Below are 21,194 nucleotides of genomic sequence, written 5' to 3'. Positions count from 1 at the left end.
GCCGGTCAGTCGCTGGTGAGCACGCGCAGGTGACCCTTGCGCGTGGTCTCGCGACCGTTCTCCTGCGCGGGCTCCACGCGGCGCGCGGGCGCCAGCAGCGGCGCGCGGCCGGCCTCGCGGACGGCGTCGGCGAGCGCCAGCAGGTCGTCCTCGCTCGGGCCGGGGGCCTGGCGCTCCATCGGCAGGCGCAGCACCTCCCAGCCACGAGGTGCCGAGAGCCGCTCGCTGTGCTGCTCGCACAGGTCGTAGGCGTGCGGCTCGGCGTAGGTGGCCAGCGGACCGAGCACCGCCGTCTGGTCGGCGTACACGTAGGTGAGGGTCGCCACCGCGGGGCGACCGCACGGGGTGCGCGAACAACGGCGGGCCAGACTCACGCTCCGCACGCTACCCCGGCCCCCCGCCGCGCGGGACTAGGCTCGCGGTCATGACGACGCGCCGCCGGACCCGCGACCGGCGCGGTCGTGGGATGCGCGGCCCGGCGATCCTCCCCCGGCACCCCGACACCCCCGAGCGGCCCACCGCGCGGCAGCGCTTCGACGCCGTCGTGCTCGGCGTCGTCGGGGAGGTCGACGAGCGCTGGCGCGACCGCCTGGGCCTGGTGGAGTTCGCAGTCGAGGAGACACCGCTCCTCCCCGACGACTGGGACGCCGACCACGTCCCGCTCGGCTCGCTGGTGCGCGGCGCCGGCCCCCGCCCGAGCCGGATCGTGCTCTTCCGCCGCCCCATCGAGCACCGCGCCGAGAGCCGCTCCGACCTCGAGGCGCTGGTGCTGACCGTGGTGGTCGAGCAGGTCGCCGACCTGCTCGGCATCGACGCCGCCGAGGTGGACCCGCGCTACGGCGACCTGGACGACGACTGAGGGCTGCGGGTCGGTGTCCTCGGGTCGGTGTGGCCCGCGCCGCGTAGCCGTCCGACTCTCGCCGTCAAGGAGCTCCGCTGCGCTCCGCCCGCTTGCGATGGCCTGCGGCCATCCTTGACCGCGAGCCTCGGTCGGACGGCTGGGGGCGGCACGTAGGGGCAGCGGCTCCGCCGCCGCCCCGCAAGACGCGGGCCCTCCGGGCCCGCACCAGGCCCTGATCGGGTGGTGTGTCTCGGGATGCGGGATCAGCCGGGGACTTGTCGGCCTGTCGTGTGACTTGTCGGCCAATGCGTTGGCCGACAAGCGTTGGTGTTGGCCGACAAGTCCCCGGTTCGTCCCACACGCTGGGACAGGGGCGGGCCCGGAGGGCCCGCGCCTGGAGGGCGGCGGCTTGCCGCCGCCCCAGTGCCGGCCATCAGCACGGCCGACGAGGCTCGCCGTCAACGGATCGGCGGAGCCGACCGCGAAGCGGCCGAACGCAGTGAGGTCCTTGACGGTGAGACCGGCCGTGCTAACGGCGCGGGCACATCCACCACAAGACACCGACCCGAAGACACCCAGCCGCTGGCAAGACCGCTCGCTCAGCGCGCCAGCGGCACCACGTCGGCCACCAGGCTCTCGCGCTCGGGCTCGAGCAGCGGCACCACGGCCAGCCGCGGGGAGCCCACCAGCACCGAGCCGACGAGCGAACCGCCCTGGGGCGTCACACGCACGAGGACCGCGCCCTCGGGCAGCTCGACGGCGGCGGTGGCGCCGGCCGCCAGCTCCACCTCACGGCTGCGCAGCGGGTCGCCCTGGGCGTCGAGCGGCTCGACACGTGCCGTGCTCGCCTCCGCGGCGGCCAGCAGCAGCTGCTGCGCGCCCTCGGGGAGCGCGGTCACGGTGGGCGACCCGACGGGGTCGGCGGGCACCACGTGGGCGAGGTCGCCGTCGATGAAGGAGCGCAGGTCGGCGGTCAGGGGTGCGCCCGAGGTGAGCCGCAGGCCCAGGGCGTCGCCGAGGTCGATGCCGCGCAGGAGCGGGTTGAGCGCCACCCGGACGGTGGCACCCGGGGGCACCACGATCTCCTCGACGCCCTCGGGCGTGAAGGCGGCCTCCGCCGTCACCAGCTGCAGCGCGGCGCGGGTCTCGTCGTCGCCCGGGTTGGTCAGCACCAGGACCCGCTGCCCCTGGCCGTCCGCGCCTCCGGGTAGTCCGAGCAGGAGGTTGTCGGTGGAGGGAGCGGACTGGGCCGGCAGCCACTCGCTCGAGACGGCGCCGGCGCCCAGCTGGTCGACGGTGTCGAGCAGGTGCGCCGCCACCCGGCCGCGGGTCGTGGTGACGTGCAGCGTGAGGTCGTCGCCGCGCGGGACCGCGGTGGCGAGCTCGACACGGCTGCGGCCGCCGCCGGGCACCGCCAGGCCGCGCAGGGCGGGCACCTCGACCAGACCCTCGCGACCGTGCACCAGCACGTCGACGGTGGCCGGGCCGGCGTCGGGGTTGACCAGCTCGAGCACCGAGCTGTGCCGGGCGCCGGCGCCCACCCCGGTGAACCAGACCTCGCTGCGCGGCGGGGTGCAGGCCGTGGCGGAGGCGTCGCCCTGCGTCGTGCCGGCCAGCCCGGGGGCCAGGTCGTCGACCCCCAGCGCCACCACGGGCTCTCGGGTCTCGACCGCCGTGACGCCGCCGGGCTCCACGGGCACCGCGCGCTCCTGCTCACCGACGCGCAGCTGCAGCTCCCCGCTGCCCTCACCGGCCGTCGTCAGCAGCGAGGAGGACCCGGCGCCCGGGCACACCAGGGTGCCCCGGGTGAGCGTGTCGGTGCTCGGCGGGCGAGCCGACGTGGGCGGCTCGGGGTCGGGCTGCACGAGCAGCAGCAGCCCCACGAACGCCAGTGGCAGCAGCACCGCCAGCAGCACGGTCAGGTCGAACCCGCGGCGCGAGCGCGTGGCCCTGCTGCCGGTCGCTCCTCCGGTCCGGCTCATCGGTCCCTCCGTCCGCGCACGGTCGGCGCGCAGAGCACCAGCACCACCAGGAGTGCCGCGGCCTGCACCACCCAGAGCAGCACGCGCCACCACGGGGTCTCCCCCGTCACCGAGGCGGCCGAGAGCTCCCGGGTGACCTCCCAGGCGCGGGTGCCGCGGTCGTCGGCGCTGGCCTGGGTGAGCCCGCCCGAGGCGTCCAGGCCCGCCGCCACGCGACCGTCCGCGGGCGCCGCCAGCACCACGTACTGCACGCCGGCCTCGCCCAGCGCGGCCACGACGGCGGGCGTGGGGCGCGAGACCAGCTCGCGCACGGTCGCCGTCAGCTCGTCGTCCTCGGCGGCCAGCGCGAGCACCTCGTCCTCGCCGAGGGTGTCGCCGTCGCCGCGCAGCACCCGGTAGCCGACGCCGTCGTCGAGGCTGCCGCGCACCACGAGCACGCCCCGCTCGGGCGCGGTCTCGGCGCGCTGCACCATGTAGGCGGGCACGTCGCCGTCCTCGGTGGAGGTCAGCACCCCGCCGCCGTCGAGGGTGGCCCACACCAGCCCGCCCAGGGGCGGCACGGCAGCCACCACCGCGAGCGACACGACCAGCCAGCGCGCGGGCCGCGAGCCGCGGGCGCGCACCGCGCCGAGCGCACCGAGCACGGCGGCTGTCACCAGCAGCGCCTGGAGGAGCACCACCGAGGATCCGAGCCCGGGCTCCACCTCCACGCGCAGCGCCTCGAGGCGCACGGGCACCCGCACCAGCAGCGCGGCCACCGCGGCCACGACGACGGCGAGCACCCAGCAGATCAGCACCGGCACGCGCGTGGCCCGAGGCACCAGGGCCAGCGCGGCCAGCACCAGCAGCACGAGCCCGAGCCAGACGGGGGCGCCCGGGGCCACCTGGTCGCCCACGCGACCCGCCAGCAGGTCGAGCGCGCCGACGCGCGTGCCCGGCAGTCGTCCGGTGTCGAGCAGCAGCGCCTCCCCCGCCCCGGTCAGCAGGGCAGGCAGCCACCACGGCAGCAGCAGGACGGGGGTCGCGACCAGCGCGACGGCGGGCGGCGCCCACACCGAGCGTTCACGCAGCGCCCCCCGGACGACGCCGGCGGCCGCCAGCAGCACCACCACCGCGACGGCGACCGCCGCGAACCACAGCGGCGGCGCGACGGCGGTGGCCAGCGCGAGCAGCAGCCCCGAGCGCCACGCGGCACGCCAGCGCCGGTCGGCCTCGGGGTCGGCGAAGCCCAGCGCGGCGTGCCCCAGCCAGGGCAGCACGGTGGCGAGCACCACCAGGCCGAGCCGTCCCCCGCCCCACGCACCGGAGGTCAGCGGCACCAGGGCGTAGGTGAGCGAGCCCGCCAGGAGCAACCAGCGGGGCGCGCCCAGCGGGCTGACGAAGCGGCCCACCACCCGCAGCAGCCGCCAGGCCCCCCACAGGGAGAGCGGCACGGCCAGCACCATCAGGGCCGAGACGGTCGCGGTGGTGCCGACCACGGTGGCCAGCAGCGCGAGCGGCAGCAGGTAGGCCGGGGCGGGCACGTCGGTGCCGCTGCCCAGGGGGTGCCACCCGCGGGTCAGCAGGGCCCACCAGTCGCCCGCGGCCTCGGGCACGGGCGCCAGCGCACCGCCCACCACCGCGCCGTAGGCCGGCCGGGCCAGCACCAGCGCCGCGACCACGACGAGCACGAGCAGCAGGGCGACCGGGTTGGTGGCGAAGCGCGCGACCACGCCGGTGTCGGCGTAGCGCTGCTCGTCGTCCTCCTCGACGGCGTCGAGGTCGCTGGCGTCGCGCTGCAGGCGCAGTGCCGCCATCGACGACGGGTCGGCCTCCGCCGCGGCCGCGCGCCGGCGCTGCGCCACGTCGCTGGCCTGGTCGGTGAGCGCGGAGACGACGTCGCCGACGGTGTCCAGGCCGTGTCGGTAGGGCAGCCACCACGGGGCGCGCAGCGCACGCACCCGGGCGCGTGTCGCGTCGTCGTCGCGGCGGGTGGCCGCTCGCCCCCGACGCGCCGCCCGCAGCCGTCCGGGCTGGGAGTACACCGAGACGAGCGCCGCCAGGTCGTCGAGCGCCTCCCCCGGCGAGCGCACCAGGAAGAACCCGAGCATCCGCAGCAGCGTGCCGAGCACGAGCCGCACCAGCGTGAGCGGCAGCGAGCGAGCCGGGGCGTTGGCCAGCAGCGTCCACAGTGCCGCCCGGCGCTCCTGGTAGTGGGTGTGCCGCCCGGTCAGCGGCGTGCGGCGCACTCCCCGGTGGGCGGCCTCGGCGTGGAAGACGACGGCCCGGGGCACGACCAGGGTCGTGTGGCCGGCGGCGGCAGCACGCCAGCCGAGATCGAGGTCGTTGCCGAAGACCGGCAGCTGCGGGTCCAGGCCGCCCAGCTGCTCGAGGACCTCGCGGCGCACCAGGAGCCCCGCGGTGTTGACCGCCAGCACCTCGCGGACCTCGTCGTGCTGACCCTGGTCGTACTCGCCGCGCTCGAGCCCGAGCTCGCGGCGACCGGTGCCGGAGATCGTGACCCCCACCTCGAGCAGGCGCCGCAGCGAGGGCCACTCACGCAGCTTGGGGCCGAGCAGTGCGGCCTCGGGGCGCGCGTGCGCCTGGGCCAGCAGGGCGGCCAGCGCGTCGGGGGCCGGGGTGGCGTCGTCGTGCAGGAGCCACACCCAGGTCGCGTGCGGCGCCACCTCACGCACGTGGTCCAGCCCGAGGCCCACCGCCTCCGGGTAGGACGTGCCTCCGCGGGTCTCCACCACGTGCGGGGTCGGAGCGAGCGGCGCGGCTCCGATCAGGTCGGCGCTGCCGTCCCGGCTGCCGGTGTCGACGGCGACGAACGCCGCGATGCGGCCGTCCACACCGTGCTGGCCGGCGAGGCCCTCGAGCACGGTCGGCAGCCAGCGGGCGCCGTCGTGGCTGACGAGCAGCACCGCGACCTGCTCGTCGCGCGCCGCGCGCTCGGCGGGGACGCCGGTGGTGCTGGCGGTGCTGGAGGGGGCGGACGACACGATCGACCACAGTAGTGGGCCGCACCCGTGGCCGGTGAGCGGCCCGATCAGCCGCCGCGGGGCTCGTCAGCCCTCGACGAGACGGCCGCGCGCGCAGCCGTCACGGCGGCCAGGGCGGAGGGAGCGGCCGGCCCGGTCACCCGGGCCGGCCACCGTGCTCCGAAGGGCAGGTCGGCCTGGCTCAGCTCAGACGGCGCGCTTCTTCAGCTTGCGGCGCTCCCGCTCGGAGAGACCACCCCAGATGCCGAAGCGCTCGTCGTTCATCAGTGCGGACTCCAGGCACTCGGCCCGGACCTCGCACGTGAGGCAGACCTTCTTGGCCTCCCTGGTGGAGCCGCCCTTCTCGGGGAAGAACGCCTCCGGATCCGTCTGCGCGCACAGTGCGCGGTCCTGCCAACCCGCCTCTTCGGCGTCCGGTTCGAGAAGAATTAGCTCTCGCATCGGCTGACGCCCCTTTCGACCCTGCTTCGACCCTGTTGTTGCTACGACCCTGCTGGACGCCGTGGCGCCATTCCCCCAGCAATCTCTCCCCGCCGGTGCCCCGCGACGCGCCGGAACAACACTGTGGGAATTACATGCCTGTCGTACCACGGAAGTCAAGCGGAGTTCTGGTATATGCGGGAATCAGGCCGTCCGCGCAGCAACCCGGCTGGACCGGTCGCGGCGCGACGGCGACCGGACCGGGTGGGGGCGCTCGCGCGCGAGGCGGCAGAGTACGTGCCATGTCTGCCGAGCGAACCGAGAGCCCCACCGACGGCCTGCCCGGCGCGGTGCGCCGCGTCACGGTGCTTTCCGGCGGCATGGGCGGGGCACGGTTCACCGCCGGGCTCCTGCACGGGATCGCGCAGGGCCTGCTGCCCGGCGTGGCGCCCGACGCCGAGGTGACCGTGGTGGCCAACACCGCCGACGACCTGTGGGTGCACGGGCTCAAGGTCTGCCCCGACCTCGACACGCTCATGTACACCCTCGGCGACGGCATCGACCCCGAGCGGGGGTGGGGCCGGCGCGAGGAGACCTGGAGCGTGCGCGAGGAGCTGGCCACCTACGGCGTCGAGCCCACCTGGTTCGGCCTCGGCGACCGTGACATCGCCACGCACCTGGTGCGCACCCAGATGCTCGAGGCCGGCTACCGGCTCTCCCAGGTCACCGAGGCGCTCTGCCGCCGCTGGCAGCCCGGCGTGCGTCTGCTGCCCATGACCGACGACCGCGTGGAGACCCACGTCGCGATCGCCGACACGCAGGCACCGAGCGGCCGCCGGGTGGTGCACTTCCAGGAGTACTGGGTGCGCCTGCGCGCCGAGGTGCCCGCCGAGCAGGTTCTCGTGGTCGGGCTCGAGCAGGCCACGCCGGCCCCCGGCGTCCTCGAGGCGCTCACCGACACCGACCTGGTGGTGCTGCCGCCCTCCAACCCCGTGGTCTCGGTGGGCACGATCCTCGGCGTGCCCGGCCTGCGCGACACACTGCGCGCCTCGCCCGCCCCCGTCGTCGGGCTCTCCCCCATCGTGGGCGGCACCCACGTGCGCGGCATGGCGCGCCAGATGCTCACCGCGGTGGGCGTCGAGGTCAGCGCCGCCGGCGTCGGTCTGCACTACGGTGCCCGCGCGTCCGGCGGCCTGCTCGACGGCTGGCTGGTCGACGAGCGCGACGCCGACGCCGTCGCGCGCTGCGAGACCGCCGGCCTGCGCACGCTCGCCGTCCCCCTGATGATGACCGACGACGCGGCCACCGCGGCCATGGCCGCCGCCGCCGCCGGGCTGGTCGCGGAGCGGTGAGCGACCCGGTCCTGGGGGTGCCCGGCAGCGTCGTCGCCCAGGCGCCCGACGGCCTGCCCGAGGTGCGGGAGGGCGACGACCTGCTCGACCTCCTCGACCACGTGCTGCCGCTGGCCGACCTGGTCGACGGCGACGTGCTCGTGGTGACCAGCAAGGTGGTCAGCAAGGCCGAGGGCCGCGTGGTCGCGGGCACCCGCGAGGAGCTGCTCGCCGGCGAGACCGCCCGCGTGGTGGCGCGGCGGGGACCCACCACGATCGTGCGCACCCACCACGGCCTGACGATGGCGGCGGCGGGGATCGACGGCTCCAACGTGCGGGCCGGGCACGCCGTGCTGCTGCCCCGCGACCCGGACGCCTCCGCCGCGCGCCTGCGCGCCGGGCTGGCACGCCGCACGGGCCGCTCGGTCGGCGTCGTGGTGAGCGACACCGCCGGCCGCGCGTGGCGCGAGGGACAGACCGACATCGCGGTCGGGGCGGCGGGCATCGTGCCGCTGGTCTCCTTCGCCGGACGCCGCGACGCCCACGGCAACGAGCTCGCCGTCACCGCCCCCGCCGTCGCCGACGAGGTGGCCGGGCTGGCCGAGCTGGCCTCGGGCAAGCTCGGTGGCCGGCCGGTGACGCTGGTGCGCGGACTGGCGCACCTGGTCCTCCCCCTCGGCGAGGACGGTGCCGGTGCCGCGGCACTCGTGCGCCCCGACGGCGGCGACCTGTTCGGCTACGGCGCCCGCGAGGCCGTGCTGCGCGCGCTGACCGCCGACCCCGCCGACCAGCGCGCGTTCGGCAGCCCCGTGTCGCGCGAGGAGCTGCTCGGCGCCCTCGGTCGGGTGGGGGTGAGCGCCCTGCCGGAGGGCGAGCACGAGGTGGTCGCCCCCGACTCGCCGGCGGTGCGGGCGGTGGTGTTCGCCCACGGGTGGGAGCCGGTGCCCGGGTCCGCCTCGGACGCCGGTCTGCGCTGGCGCGCACCGACTCCGTAGACTCGCCGGTGGCCCGTGAGGGCCGCCACCCGTCTAGACCCGTCCGGACCCGTCCGGACCCGTCTGTCCCACCGCACCCCAGCCTGATCGAGGAATCGCTCCCGTGGCCAAGTCCGCCAAGTCCGCCAAGTCCGACCGGCAGAAGGTCATCGACGACATCCGCAAGAAGCAGAAGGGCGCCGACCAGCGCCGCGGCTTCATGATCGTCGGCGTCTTCGTCGTGCTCGCGGTGGTCATCGTCGGGGCTGCGGCCTACCGCCCGATCGCGGACTCGATCGCGCTGCGCAGCTACGCCGACATGACCCTCGCCGAGATCGGTGGGCCGGCCTCGTCGTGCGTCGAGGAGGAGACCAAGAGCGCGGAGGGCAGCGGCGAGCACGTGCCCGACACCCAGCAGGTCACCTACGACGACGCCCCGCCGGCGTTCGGCCCGCACTGGAACAACGAGACCGCCCCGGTGCCGATGGACCGCAAGTTCTTCACCGACGGCGACCGGCCCGAGCTCGAGCAGCTGGTGCACAACAGCGAGCACGGCTTCACCATCGTCTGGTACGACCAGACGGTCGCCGACGACAGCAGCGCCGTCAACGAGCTCGAGGCCGTGGCCAAGAAGTTCCCCGGCAGCTCCGACTACCGCTACAAGTTCCTCGCCGTGCCGTGGACCTCCGAGGACGGCGGGGACTTCCCCGAGGGCCAGCACATCGCCATGACGCACTGGTCGATCGGCGGCGTCGGCGAGACCGACACCACCCAGCAGGTCGGCGTGTGGCAGTACTGCTCGGAGTTCAGCGGCGAGGCGCTGGTGGACTTCATGGAGAAGTACCCCTACCTCGACTCGCCCGAGCCCAACGCCCTCAGCCCGCAGGACCTCTGAGTCCCGCCGGCCTCACACGAGGTCGTCGCGGCCGAGCCGCTTGAGCTCGGCGACGACGTCCTTGACCTGCTGGGCGTGCGCTCGCGTGGTGACCAGCACCGCGTCGGGGGTGTCGACGACGACGACGTCCTCCAGGCCGAGGACGGCGACGGTGCGTCCCGACCCCGGGACGACGAGCCCGGAGGCACCGCCCAGCGCGTGCACGAGGTCGGCGTCGCCCAGCACTGCCGAGCCTCCCGCCGCGGCACCGAGGATGGTGGCGAGCGAGTCGACGTCGCCGACGTCGTCCCAGCCGAAGGCCGCCGGCACGACGACGACGCGGCCGGCTGCGGCCGCGGGCTCCGCGACGGCGTGGTCGAGCGCGATCCTGGGCAGCTGCGGCCACACCTGCGCCAGGGTGCCGGGTTCGGCGGCGATGCCGCGCAGCGCCGCGGCGAACTCCGGGTCGCCCTGCGCCAGCAGGTCGAGCAGCACCCCGGGCCGGACCACGAACATGCCGGCGTTCCAGCGGTAGCGGCCGGTCTCCAGGTAGGCGGCCGCGGTGGCGGGCGAGGGCTTCTCGACGAACTCGGCGACCGCGAAGGCGCCGTCGTGGCCCGGAAGCGCCTCACCGAGGTGGATGTAGCCGAAGGCGGACGAGGCGAACGTGGGCTCGATGCCCAGCGTGACCAGCCAGCCCTCGCGGGCGGCGCCGACGGCGGTGGTGACCGCCGCACGGAACCCCGCGGGATCGGTGATCACGTGGTCGGCGGCGAAGGAGCCCATGACCGCCTCCGGGTCGCGGCGCTCCAGCAGGGCGGCGGCCAGGCCGATCGCCGCCATCGAGTCGCGGGCCGAGGGCTCGGCCACCACCTGGGCAGGGTCGACCTCGGGCAGCTGCGCGACCACGGCCTCGCGGTGGGCAGCGCCGGTGACCACCCAGAAGCGGTCCTGCGCCAGCGGCTCCAGCCGGTCGCGGGTGGCCTGCAGCAGGGTGCGCCCCTGCCCGGTCAGGTCGTGCAGGAACTTCGGCGAGGTGGAGCGCGAGAGCGGCCACAGCCGCGTGCCCGCCCCACCCGCCGGGATGACGGCCCAGAAGTCGTCCAGCGTGGTCATGGCGGGAGACTAGTCTCCCGCGCGCGGCGAGCCGTGCGCCAGATCGTCGTCTGCGTGCGTGCATCGCAAGGGGACGGCGCGCAGTCAGACTGGGCGTCTCTCCAGCGTCGTCCACGCCGCGAGGTGCGTGCGCAGGCTGCGAGATGGTGTGCGGATCGCGAGCGCGGGAGACTGGTGGGGTGACCACCTTCACCGACGTGCTGACCGCCCGACTGCGCAGGGACCCCGGCGGCCCCCTGATCACGTTCTACGACGAGGGCACGGGCGAGCGGGTCGAGCTCTCCGCCACCACCTACGCCAACTGGGTGGCCAAGACGGCCTCGCTGCTGGTCGAGGAGCACGACCTCGAGCGCGGCGACGCGATCCGGGTCGACCTGCCCGCGCACTGGCTGACCCCGGTCTTCCTCGGTGCCGCGTGGACGGTGGGCATGCGCGTCACCGACGGTGACGATCCCGCCGACCTGGCCGCCGTCGCGTGCGGGCCGGACTCGCTCGCGCGCTGGGCACGGCACGCCGACGACGTCGTCGTGCTGGCGTGCGCGCTGCGGCCGCTCGGTGTCCGCTTCGCGGAGCCGGTGCCGCCGGGCGTGCACGACGTCGGGGTCGAGGTGTGGGGCCAGCCCGACGCCTTCACGCCCTGGGACCCGCCCCAGGGTGACGACGTCGCGCACGACCTGGCCGGCGCGGCCCCCACGCAGGCGGAGCTGTGGAGCGCGGCCGCCGCCGGGGAGCTCGTCCCCGACGGCGGCCGCCTCCTGACGGAGGCGAACCCGGCTTCCCCACCGGGGATCGCCTCCTTCTGCGAACCGCTCGCCCGCGGCGGTTCGCTGGTCCTGGTTGTCCGGGCCGACGCGGAGCGGCTCGAGGCGATCGCCGCCTCCGAGCAGGTCACCGCGCGCTACCGGGCCTAGTCCGGCCCAGATCCCCTCCTGGGTCCAGCCTTGGTCCGGCCCCGCCAGGATCGCGGGTGGGGCCCCTACCCCACCATGTCGTAGGCCCCGAGGGCCGAGCCTCCCCCGAGCAGCACGGGCGCCGCGAAGCTGGTCGCGGTCCCCTCCACCAGGTAGAGACGCTTGTCGGTCTTGTTGCGCACCACCAGGTCGGGGTGCCCGGTGAGCCGGACGTCGCTGACGCCCACGACCCAGTCGAAGCCGCCGACGTTGAGCGGCATCGCACGGCTGCCCACGAGTCCACCCGGGCCGTTGCCGCGGTAGAGGGTCAGCGCGGCTCCCTTGCGCACCATCGTGTCGGGGGCGCCGTCGCCGTCCCAGAGGCCCACCGGCACCTGCCGGTTGCCCTGCACGTTGCCGTAGCCCACGTAGCTGGCACGGAAGCCGCCGAGCCCGACGCCGGGGTAGATGCGCATGGTGGCACTGCCCTTGGGCTTGCCCATCAGGTCGGGCCACCCGTCGCCGGTGACGTCGCCGACCGCGGCGAGCAGCCCGACGGTGCCGAAGCCGAGGGCGATCCGGTGCGGACCGTCGATCACGCCGCCCTTGCCGTTGCCCCGGTAGAGGTACAGCGCGCCGTTGCCCTTGTGGCGGAACATGATGTCGCTGTGACCGTCGCGGTCCCAGTCGCCGGCGTTCATGACCCGGTTGGCCATCGCCACGCTGCGACCGGTGTCGATCGCCTTGCCCAGCTTGAAGGCGCCGTCCTTCTTCTTCTGCAGCGGCAGCACCATCGCGTTGCCGTCGGAGGCCCGACGCACCACGAGGTCCGGCAGCGGGCCCGAGGCCAGGTTCGACTCCAGCTGCCGGCCCGTGAAGCCCTTCTGGCCCTGGGCGGCGAGACGACGGATCTCGGGGATCTTGTTGTAGAGGTAGACGCCCGGACAGGCCGTGGAACCGGCGTCGCGGTGGCCGCTGATCGCCTGGAAGTTGCGCGAGGTGATGAACTGCTTGGTGGAGGCGGCATTGACGCCGTGCATGGAGAGCTTCCACGCGAACAGTGCACCGTAGGCCTGGATCATCGCCGCCGAGGGGCGAGCCACCTCGAAGTTGCCGATCGCCGACATCGCGAAGGAGTCGTCGTTGTAGCCGAGCGTGTGCGCACCGACGACCGGACGGTCCACGCCGCCCGCGCGGCCCTCCCAGATGCGACCGAAGCGGTCGACGAGGAAGTTGTAGCCGACGTCGCTCCAGCCCAGCGAGCGCGTGTGGTAGGCGTAGATGCTGCGCAGGATGCCGGGCACCTGGGCGCGGGTGTAGTTGTTGGCGTTGACCGTGTGGTGCACGAAGCCGCCGTGGATCTCGAAGTAGCGCAGCGAGCTGGCGCTGCGCATCCGCTCGTCGGCACCCCACTGGGCCCGGGAGTAGATGGTGGGCTTGGGCGTGTAGACCGCCCGCTGCAGCTCCAGGGCGTCCTGCTCGACGGGCTCGAGGCCCTGGGTGTTGGACGGCACGGCCGGGGCGCCCGCGGGCAGCTCGGTGACCGGGGCGTCACCGGCGCCGGTGTCGATGGCCGGGGCCTCGAGCTCGGTGGCCGCCTCGACCCCGGGGTCGATGACGGCGAGCTTCATGTCGCTGGGGGCGGCGCCGTCGGTCTCGATCTTGACCTGCACCTGGTCGACCTCGCCGACGAGCAGGGCGTCGGTGCCGACGCGGGCCTGCTGGCCCTCGGCGCTGTCCGGGTCGGGACCGTGCTCGGCGTGGTACTCCACCGGCATCCAGTCCGACCAGCCGGCGCCCTCGTCCAGGCGCACCTGCACGGAGATGGCGTCGTCGGCGAGCTGCTGGCCGTGCCCCCAGGAGACGCCGACGGCGCCGTACCCGGTGACCGCCTGGGGGGCGCTGGTGATGGCGCTGCCGCCCTCGGGCGTGGCCTGGGTGCGGGCGACGACTCCGGTACGGGCGCTGACGCCGGCCGGCGTCGTCAACGACACCTCGGTGACCTTGGCCTCGACCGGGGCGGTGGGCACGCGGGAGGGCTTCTGGTTGGCCGCCAGGTAGGCGGCGAACTCACCCTGGGCGGTGCCGCGTCCGGCAGCGCCCGCTCCCCCGTCGGCGGGGCCCTGCGGCACCACCTCGAGGGAGACGATCCGGGCGGCCGGGGTGAGGGCGGCGATGACGAGACCGAGGGCCAGCAGCTGCTGGCACAGGGTGACGAAGCGGGAGCGGCGCTCGGGCGTGCGCGCGGCTCGGCGTTCGGGCGGGAATGACATGGAAAGGCTGCTCCTGTGTGCGGGGGAAGTTCACACGAGGCTCAACTTTCACATCCGTCACACCCGTCACGGAAGGGGAACTGAGTAACTACAACGTTGTAATTTCCAGTCGACACGCCGATGACTCCCAGATTTTGCAACTTTCCGAGGGCGTTCGGGCGGTTTTCGGGCGTCGACGTGTCGATGGCTCGATGGCTGCGTGCTGGCTGCTCCGGTGTGCTGCCGCCGTGGTGCCTGTGTTGGGAGTTGGCCCGCGCCACGTAGGGGCAGCGGCTCCGCCGCCGCCCCGCAGGGCGCGGCCCCTCCGGGCCCCGCACCAGGCCCGGAGCAGGCGATTCCTCTCGGGATGCGGGACCAGCCGGGCACTTGTCGGCCAGTTGTGGAGCTTGTCGGCCAACGCGTTGGCCGACAAGTCAGGGTTTTGGCCGACAAGTCCGGCCCCGGTCTCACCACCTGGGACAGGGGCGGGCCGAAGGCCCGCGCCTGGAGGGCGGCGGCCTGCCGCCGCCCCAGTGCCGGCCATCAGCACGGCCGACGAGGCTCGCCGTCAACGGATGGCCGCAGGCCACCGCGAAGCGGCCGAACGCAGTGAGGTCCTTGACGGTGAGACCGGCCGTGCTACCGGCGCGGGGCACACCGGCCCGAAGACACCAACCCGAGGACCCAACGGGTCAGCTCAGACGTCGGCGCCGAGCTCCTCGTCCAGCTCCTCCTCGCCCGCGCGCACCTTGCGGGGGTCGGCGTCGTCCTCGTCGTTCAGGAACGCGAGACCCTCGTCGACGTCGCCGTCGAAGACCAACCGGCCCTCGTCGAGCACCAGCACCCGGTCGCACATCTTGCGCACCGAGGCGGCGGCGTGGCTGACGTAGAAGAGGGTGCGGCCGCTGTCGCGGATCTCCTCCATCTTCTCCATGCACTTGCGCTTGAAGGGCCGGTCCCCCACCGCGAGCACCTCGTCGGCCAGGAAGATGTCGCAGTCGACGTTGATGGCGATGGCGAAGCCCAGTCGCGAGCCCATGCCGGAGGAATAGTTGCCCACGGGCGAGTCGAGGTGCTTGCCGATGTCAGCGAACCCCGCGATGTCGTCGAACCGGTCCTTGGTCTCCTGCTCGGTGAGGCCGAAGACCGCGGCGTTGAGGTAGATGTTGTCGCGTCCGCTCAGCTGGGGGTGGAAGCCCGCGCCGGTGGCGATCAGCCCGGCGATCCGGCCCCGGGTGAGCACCTGGCCCGTGTCGGGGCGCATCGTGCCGTTGACCAGCTTCAGCAGCGTCGACTTGCCGGAGCCGTTGAGCCCCATCAGGCCGATCGACTCGCCCTGCTCCACGGTGAAGGAGACGTGGTCGACCGCGTTGAAGTCCTCGCGCGTGCGCTGCCCGCGCAGCTTGGCGACCGTGACCTGCTTGAAGGTGCGGTGGAAGCGCAGCGAGAAGGTCTTGGAGACGTCCTCGACCACGATCGAGGTCGAGGCCGGGTAGTCCTTTGCGGTGCTGCTCATGTCAGTCGCTCCGGGATCTTCTCCTCGAACCGCCGGAACACCAGCTGGGCCACCACGAGCAGGAGCGCCGAGATGCCCAGCATCACGAAGCCGCGGCTGAACAGGTGGTCGGGCAGCTCGGTGCGCACGGTCGATGCGGGGTCGGAGGTGGTGGGCACCCAGAACCCCCGCTGCACGAGCAGCACGGCGTTCGAGAGCGGGTTCCACAGGTAGTACTCGGCGAAGGAGCCGAAGCGTTCGGAGACCAGCGAGTAGGGGTAGATCATCGGGACGCCGAAGCGCACGAAGTTGGTGAGGATGTTGACCGCGCTGCCGAAGTCGCGGAAGAAGACGTTGGCGACGCTGAACATCAGCGCCAGCGCGGTGCCGAGGAGCATCACGATGCCGAGCGCCAACAGGAAGGCCGCCATCCCGAGCACGGTGGGCGACCAGCCCACCACGAAGACCGTGATCAGCAGGATCAGCAGCTGCGGCGCCACGTGGTAGAGCGAGACCAGCATCGACGCGACCGGGAACATCTCCTTGGGCAGCGCCATCTTCCGGATCAGCGCCTTGTTACGCACCATCGAGCGGGTGCCGGCACTGAAGGTCTCGGTGAAGAAGTGCACCACGATGAAGCCGCAGAACACGTGGACGGCGAACTGCTCGGTGCGGTTGCGGTCGAGCAGGACGCCGAAGATGACGATGTAGATGAACAGCTGCGAGAGCGGGTTGATGTAGGACCAGATCAGCCCCAGGAACGACCCGGAGTAGCGCGCGTTGATCTCGCGGCGCACCAGCAGCTTGAGCAGGTAGCGGCGGCGGAAGACCTCGAGCAGGCCCTGGGTGGCCGACGGCGGCGCCAGCGGGGCGTCGACCAGGTAGCTGGTCCCCGTGGTCGCCCTGGTCGGCTCAGTCATCGCCCGTCGTGCCTGCCGTGGTCTCCCGCCAGGGTGCGAGCGTGCGCTCCCACGCCTCGGGCGAGGTGATCTCGTCCAGCTGCGCGCGGTACTCCTGCGCCAGGCGCGGCCACTCGCGGCGGAAGCGCTCGTGCAGCGCCAGCGTGCGGCCCAGCAGCTCGCGGAAGCGGGCGGCGTCGCGCTGGTAGAAGGCCGCCGAGGTGCCGTCGTTCATGGAGACCACGGCCGAGTCGTAGCTGGCCAGGCGGTACCACTTGGCGTCCATCGCAGGGATCTCGGCCTCGGGGTACTCCCGCGCCATCGGGCGCGCGGGCTTGAGGTGGCGGATCGGGGCGAGTCCGGCGGTGACCAGCTGCGAGAGGCGGCTGGGGATCTCGACGATGTCGCGACCCTTGCGCGGCGGCTTGTTGCGCCGCACCGGCGGGAAGGCGTCGCGGTCCTTCTCCAGCTGGGCGTCGGCGAACTGCTTGCGGAACGCGTTGACCTCGCCCAGCTTGGTGGCGAGCACACCGTGCAGGTGCTGCGGGCCGGCCAGCACGTCCTCCATCGCCTGCAGGCGCAGCTCCACGGTGGAGTACTGCATCGAGACCAGGTGCGAGATGGTGTGGTTGCGGCTCTCGAAGACCATCCGCCCGCCACGCGGGTAGGTGGAGTGCAGGAGCGCGGCGACGAACCGGTTGCGCTGGTGGAAGTAGGCTTGCCAGTCCAGCGCGTCGTTCTTGTCGCCCCACGGGACGTGCCAGACGGCGGCACCCGGGAAGGTCACGGTCGGGAAGCCGGCCGCCTTGGCGCGCAGCCCGAACTCGGAGTCGTCCCACTTGATGAACAGCGGCAACGAGAGGCCGACCTCCTCCAGCACCACCCGCGGGATGAGGCAGGAGAACCAGCCGTTGAAGTCGACGTCGACGCGCTTGTGCAGCCAGCGCGAGGAGCGGATGTTGCGGGCGGCGAGGTCCCAGTCGCTGAAGCCGTCGAGCGGCGTCTGCCACCAGAAGCGCCACGGCTGGATGATCTCGCCGAAGCTGTGCAGGCGCGAGCGGGAGTAGAGGCTGAACATGTGGCCGCCGACGATGGTGGGACGGCGGGCCAGGTCGCCGAAGGTGACCTGGCGGATGATGCCCTCGGGCTCGCAGACGACGTCGTCGTCCATCATCAGCGCGTAGGTCGCGGTGCCCTTGCGCACCGACTCCAGCTGGCCGCGGGCGTAGCCGCCCGAGCCGCCGAGGTTGCCCTGCTCCAAGACCCGCAGCCGCTCCCCCAGTGCGCTCTGCGCCCGCGGGAAGTGCTCGGAGCCGGTGACCGGCTGGGTGCCCTGCTCCATGACCATCACGGTGTCGAGGTAGGGCGCCAGAGCGGCGTCCTCGCCGATCTGGGTCAGCAGCTTGGCGCAGTAGTCGGGGCGGTTCATCGTCGTGATGGCGACGTCGACGCTGCCGAGCTCGGCGCGGTCGGCCGGCACCTCGGCGTGCCACTCGGCCGAGGCCACCACCACGTCGTCGTCGCCGGCGATGACGTCGTACCAGTACCAGCCGCCGTCGACGAAGGGCACCAGCGAGAGGTCGAAGCTGAAGGTGGCGCCGGGCTCGGTGCCGGTGGAGGCGGACTCCACGCGCTGCGAGCGGCCGTTGGCCATGGACTTGTAGACGATGAGCGTGGCGCCGGAGCCCTCCACCGTGACGGTCAGCGTCACCGCGGAGACGACGGTCCAGCGCCGCCAGTAGCTGGCCGGGAAGCCGTTGAAGTAGGTGCCGAAGGAGAGCTTCTCGCCCGAGCGCACGCGCAGCGCGGTGCGCGACTCGATCTGGTCGGGGTGGATGCCGTTGCCCTGCGCGGTGGACTGCCGGATCGCGGCGTTGTTGAGGTCCTTGGCCGCGCGGTTGCCACCGATCTCGTACTTGTCGGCGTCCAGGCGCGCCTCCTCGGGGTCGACGTAGAGCGCCATGACGCTGAAGTCGCGGTCCAGGGGCATGATCTGGCGCTGCAGCAGGCGCCGCACGGTGGACTGGCCGGACTCGCTGGACTGGCCGGACTCGCTGGACTGGCTGGACTGGTCGGTGGACTGCTGGGTGGTGCTCGTCATTCGGCGACGCCTCCGCTGGTCAGGGGTGCTCCCTCGGCGAAGTGGGGCCGGAGCCGGTTGTCGACCATGGAGAGCGCCGATCCGATCGCCATGTGCATGTCGAGGTACTGGTAGGTGCCGAGCCGGCCGCCGAAGAGCACCATGGGCTCGGCCTTGGCGAGCTCGCGGTAGCGCAGCAGGATCGCGCGGTCCTCGGCGGTGTTGACCGGGTAGTAGGGCTCGTCGCCCTCCTCCGCGAAGCGGCTGTACTCGTGCACGATCACGGTCTTGCCGGGCAGGTGGGTCTTCACCCGCTCGGGGTGGAAGTGCTTGAACTCGATGATCCGGGTGTGCGGCACGTCCTGGTCGTTGGCGTTGACGACGCCGGTGCCCTGGAAGTCGTCGACGTCGACGACGCTGGCCTCCAGGTCGACCGTGCGCCACGACAGCCGGCCCTCGGAGTTGTCGAAGTACTCGTCGACCGGCCCGGTGTAGACGACCGGGACCTTGCCGCGGTACTGCTCGGCGACGTCGCGCCACTCGGTCTCCAGCCGCACCTCGATGTTCGGGTGCTCGGCCATCCGGGTCAGCCACGCGGTGTAGCCGTCGACCGGCAGCCCCTCGTGGGTGTCGTTGAACCAGCGGTTGTCGAAGGTGTAGCGCACCGGCAGCCGCGTGATGATGTCGGCGCTCAGCTTGGTGGGGTCGGTCTGCCACTGCTTGGCGGTGTAGCCCTTGATGAACGCCTCGTAGAGCGGGCGCCCGATCAGGCTGATCGCCTTCTCCTCGAGGTTGGTGGCGTCCTCGGTGGCGATCTCGCTGGACTGCTCGGCGATCAGCGCGCGGGCCTCGTCGGGGGTGTGCGAGCGCCCGAAGAACTGGTTGATCAGCCCCAGGTTCATCGGCAGCGAGTACACCTGCCCCTGGTACTTGCCGAAGACCCGGTGCTTGTAGTCGGTGAAGGAGGTGAACCGGTTGACGTACTCCCACACCCGCTCGTTGGAGGTGTGGAACAGGTGCGCGCCGTACTTGTGCACCTCGATCCCGGTGGTGGGCTCCTTCTCGGAGTAGGCGTTGCCACCGAGGTGCGACCGCCGCTCGAGGACGAGCACCTGCAGCCCGAGCTCCTCGGCGCAGCGCTCGGCGATGGTGAGCCCGAAGAACCCGGACCCGACGACGACGAGATCTGGCGTGGACACGATCAGTCAGTCTACGGACGAAGAGGGCAGGCTCCGCATCCGACGCGCGTCCCGCATGGCCCGGGTCACGTTGCGCGCCTCACCCCGCCCGCCGCGCAGCGGGCTCGCCAGCACCACCGCGAGGGTGAGCAGCCAGGGCTTGAGGCGCACGAGCACGTTCTCGCCGTAGCGCAGGTGCACGGCGAAGAGGTTGCGGTACATGTAGTACCCCTTCCACCCCGCGAGGTCGTGCTGCTGGTCGAAGTCCAGCTGCCGCACGAGCACGGCGTCGCGCACGGCCCAGATCCGGTAGCCGGCGCGGCGGGCGCGGATCGCGAGGTCGACGTCGTCGTAGAAGATGAAGTAGCTCGGGTCCGGCAGCCCGACGGCGGCGATCACCTCGCGGCGCACCAGGAACCCCTCGAAGGCCACGTTCTCCACCTGCACCCGGGCGGGCATCGCCTCGCGCGTGCCGAAGGTGGTCTCGACCATCGCGGTCTTCGGCTTGAGAGCGAGCGGGTTGGCCAGGTCGAAGCGGATCGCGGCCTTCTCGACCAGCCGGCCGTGCCGGTCCTCGCGGACGCTGGTCAGGCACGCCTCGTCCTGCGCCATCAGCACGCCCAGGCAGTCGGGCGCGGGCACGACGTCGTCGTCCATCAGCCAGATCCGGTCGAAGCCCTGCCGGTAGGCGGTGCCCACCGCGAGGTGGAAGCCGCCCGCCCCGCCGAGGTTCTCCTCCGTGCGGATCACCTGCAGGCCGGGCAGGTCGCTGGCGGCCAGCACCTGCGCGGTGTGGTCGGTGCTGGCGTTGTCGACGACGATCACGGCCTCGGGCGCGCGCTTCAGCGCGGCCAGCCCGGCGAGCATGCCGACGAGCAGGTCGGCGCGGTTGTACGTGACGACGGCGACCGCCACGGTCTCCCCTGCCCCTGCCCCTGCCGGCTGCCCGCTCACCGCAGGTACCGCCGGTGGCCGGTGAAGTCCCCGCGCAGCCCGGCGACCGCGGCCCGGGCGCTGGTGAGCACGCGCCCCGGCTGCGGGTGGGTGAACAGGTAGAACCACACCGTCTTGGCCCAGAACAGCAGCACGTGCAGCCAGCCGCGGTACTCGCGCAGGTTGAGGGTGTTGTTGCGGGCCATGCAGTAGTGCTTGAGCTCGCTGGGGCTGTGGTTGTAGGTGGTGCGCCCCAGCATCATCGGGCTGCCGAGCTGCCCCACGCTGGGGTGCAGCACCCGGGCCCCGACCACGGTGGCGATCCGCGCGCCGGCCCGCTCGGCGCGCAGCCGGTACTCGTGGTCGTCGCCCCAGATGAAGAACTCCTCGCGCGGCAGGCCGATGCTCGCCACCAGGTCACGCGTCACCAGCACCCCGTTGAAGGGGATCACGACGTCGCGGATCAGCCCCTCGCGCGCCGCGGCGCGCACGTCGTGGAGGTCGTGCACGACCCGCGTGCGCCCCGGCAGCCTGATCGGGAAGACCAGCCGCTCCGGCCGCTCGCGGTCGACGACCACGGGACCCCAGAAGTCGAGCTCGCCGGCGTGCTCGAGCAGCGTGGCGAGGCACCCGGGGTCGGGCAGGCCGTCGTCGTCCATCAGCCACACCAGGTCGGCGTCGCGCTCGACGGCCCACTCCAGGCCGGTGTGGAAGCCGCCTGCTCCCCCGGTGTTGGTGGGCAGCGTGCGGTGCTGCACGCGAGGGTCGTCGAGCGTCTGCAGGTAGGCACCGGTGCCGTCGGCGGAGGCGTTGTCGACGACGAGCACCTCGTGCAGCCGTGGCTCCAGCTGCCTCACCTCGGCCAGCCGGGCCAACAGCTCGCGGAGCAGGTCGAGGCGGTCGAACGTCACCACCACCGCCGTCACCCGCACGGCGGTCAGGCTA

At 73.2% G+C, this 21,194-nt stretch carries 17 protein-coding genes; 5 read left to right on the top strand and 12 right to left on the bottom strand.

Annotated features, from left to right (window positions below):
- Window positions 1-5: 5 nt before the first annotated feature.
- On the bottom strand, window positions 6-374 hold the full coding sequence (locus ABD948_RS05920) for a DUF3499 domain-containing protein (RefSeq protein WP_345263615.1): 369 nt from the start codon (window positions 372-374) through the stop codon (window positions 6-8).
- A gap of 50 nt (window positions 375-424) precedes the next feature.
- Here ABD948_RS05920 and ABD948_RS05915 point away from each other — a divergent pair, with 50 nt between their 5' ends.
- Complete coding sequence (locus ABD948_RS05915; protein ID WP_345263613.1) at window positions 425-859, top strand: metallopeptidase family protein; 435 nt, start codon at window positions 425-427, stop codon at window positions 857-859.
- Between the two features lie 581 nt (window positions 860-1,440).
- Here the strand turns inward: ABD948_RS05915 and ABD948_RS05910 are convergent.
- From ABD948_RS05910 to ABD948_RS05900, 3 genes are all read right to left on the bottom strand, one after another.
- On the bottom strand, window positions 1,441-2,823 hold the full coding sequence (locus ABD948_RS05910) for a DUF5719 family protein (RefSeq protein WP_345263611.1): 1,383 nt from the start codon (window positions 2,821-2,823) through the stop codon (window positions 1,441-1,443).
- Entirely contained in the window at window positions 2,820-5,807 is a 2,988-nt protein-coding gene (locus tag ABD948_RS05905; protein WP_345263609.1) for a glycosyltransferase, read from the bottom strand. The genes ABD948_RS05910 and ABD948_RS05905 overlap by 4 nt, the downstream gene beginning before the upstream one ends.
- A gap of 186 nt (window positions 5,808-5,993) precedes the next feature.
- Window positions 5,994-6,248: a WhiB family transcriptional regulator gene (locus ABD948_RS05900; RefSeq protein ID WP_345263607.1), complete on the bottom strand. Its 255-nt coding sequence runs from the start codon at window positions 6,246-6,248 to the stop codon at window positions 5,994-5,996.
- 281 nt (window positions 6,249-6,529) lie between these two features.
- On the opposite strand from ABD948_RS05900, the gene cofD reads away from it, so the two are divergent.
- The 3 genes from cofD to ABD948_RS05885 all read left to right on the top strand — a co-directional run bounded on the left by cofD (window position 6,530) and on the right by ABD948_RS05885 (window position 9,427).
- The gene (gene cofD, locus ABD948_RS05895; RefSeq protein WP_345263605.1) at window positions 6,530-7,579 is read left to right on the top strand and encodes a 2-phospho-L-lactate transferase; all 1,050 of its coding nucleotides are present in this window, start codon (window positions 6,530-6,532) and stop codon (window positions 7,577-7,579) included.
- Entirely contained in the window at window positions 7,576-8,553 is a 978-nt protein-coding gene (locus ABD948_RS05890) for a coenzyme F420-0:L-glutamate ligase (protein WP_345263603.1), read from the top strand. Before cofD ends, ABD948_RS05890 begins: the two co-directional genes overlap by 4 nt.
- 103 nt (window positions 8,554-8,656) lie before the next feature.
- Window positions 8,657-9,427, top strand: coding sequence for a DUF3105 domain-containing protein (locus ABD948_RS05885; protein WP_345263601.1), 771 nt, complete (start codon window positions 8,657-8,659; stop codon window positions 9,425-9,427).
- 12 nt (window positions 9,428-9,439) lie between these two features.
- Here ABD948_RS05885 and ABD948_RS05880 read toward each other — a convergent pair whose 3' ends face one another.
- The gene (locus tag ABD948_RS05880; protein ID WP_345263599.1) at window positions 9,440-10,522 is read right to left on the bottom strand and encodes a mannose-1-phosphate guanylyltransferase; all 1,083 of its coding nucleotides are present in this window, start codon (window positions 10,520-10,522) and stop codon (window positions 9,440-9,442) included.
- Window positions 10,523-10,701: 179 nt separating this feature from the next.
- Here ABD948_RS05880 and ABD948_RS05875 point away from each other — a divergent pair, with 179 nt between their 5' ends.
- On the top strand, window positions 10,702-11,433 hold the full coding sequence (locus tag ABD948_RS05875; protein ID WP_345263597.1) for a TIGR03089 family protein: 732 nt from the start codon (window positions 10,702-10,704) through the stop codon (window positions 11,431-11,433).
- Between the two features lie 65 nt (window positions 11,434-11,498).
- On the opposite strand, the gene ABD948_RS05870 is transcribed toward ABD948_RS05875, so the two are convergent.
- From ABD948_RS05870 to ABD948_RS05840, 7 genes are all read right to left on the bottom strand, one after another.
- The gene (locus ABD948_RS05870) at window positions 11,499-13,685 is read right to left on the bottom strand and encodes an N-acetylmuramoyl-L-alanine amidase (RefSeq protein ID WP_345263595.1); all 2,187 of its coding nucleotides are present in this window, start codon (window positions 13,683-13,685) and stop codon (window positions 11,499-11,501) included.
- Between the two features lie 676 nt (window positions 13,686-14,361).
- Window positions 14,362-15,180 (bottom strand): ABC transporter ATP-binding protein, encoded by an 819-nt coding sequence (locus tag ABD948_RS05865; RefSeq protein WP_345263593.1) that lies wholly within the window; start codon window positions 15,178-15,180, stop codon window positions 14,362-14,364.
- On the bottom strand, window positions 15,177-16,079 hold the full coding sequence (locus tag ABD948_RS05860) for an ABC transporter permease (RefSeq protein ID WP_345263591.1): 903 nt from the start codon (window positions 16,077-16,079) through the stop codon (window positions 15,177-15,179). The genes ABD948_RS05865 and ABD948_RS05860 overlap by 4 nt, the downstream gene beginning before the upstream one ends.
- Window positions 16,072-18,159, bottom strand: a complete 2,088-nt coding sequence (locus ABD948_RS05855) for a glycosyltransferase (protein WP_345263589.1) — start codon at window positions 18,157-18,159, stop codon at window positions 16,072-16,074. The genes ABD948_RS05860 and ABD948_RS05855 overlap by 8 nt, the downstream gene beginning before the upstream one ends.
- Entirely contained in the window at window positions 18,156-19,343 is a 1,188-nt protein-coding gene (glf, locus tag ABD948_RS05850; RefSeq protein ID WP_345264475.1) for a UDP-galactopyranose mutase, read from the bottom strand. The genes ABD948_RS05855 and glf overlap by 4 nt, the downstream gene beginning before the upstream one ends.
- Window positions 19,344-20,231, bottom strand: coding sequence for a glycosyltransferase family 2 protein (locus ABD948_RS05845; protein WP_345263587.1), 888 nt, complete (start codon window positions 20,229-20,231; stop codon window positions 19,344-19,346).
- A gap of 35 nt (window positions 20,232-20,266) precedes the next feature.
- On the bottom strand, window positions 20,267-21,181 hold the full coding sequence (locus ABD948_RS05840; protein WP_345263585.1) for a glycosyltransferase: 915 nt from the start codon (window positions 21,179-21,181) through the stop codon (window positions 20,267-20,269).
- Between the last annotated feature and the right edge of the window lie 13 nt (window positions 21,182-21,194).

This window comes from Nocardioides nanhaiensis (assembly GCF_039542785.1).
GTDB lineage: Bacteria > Actinomycetota > Actinomycetes > Propionibacteriales > Nocardioidaceae > Nocardioides > Nocardioides nanhaiensis.
This window is presented reverse-complemented; position numbering and strand designations above follow the sequence as displayed.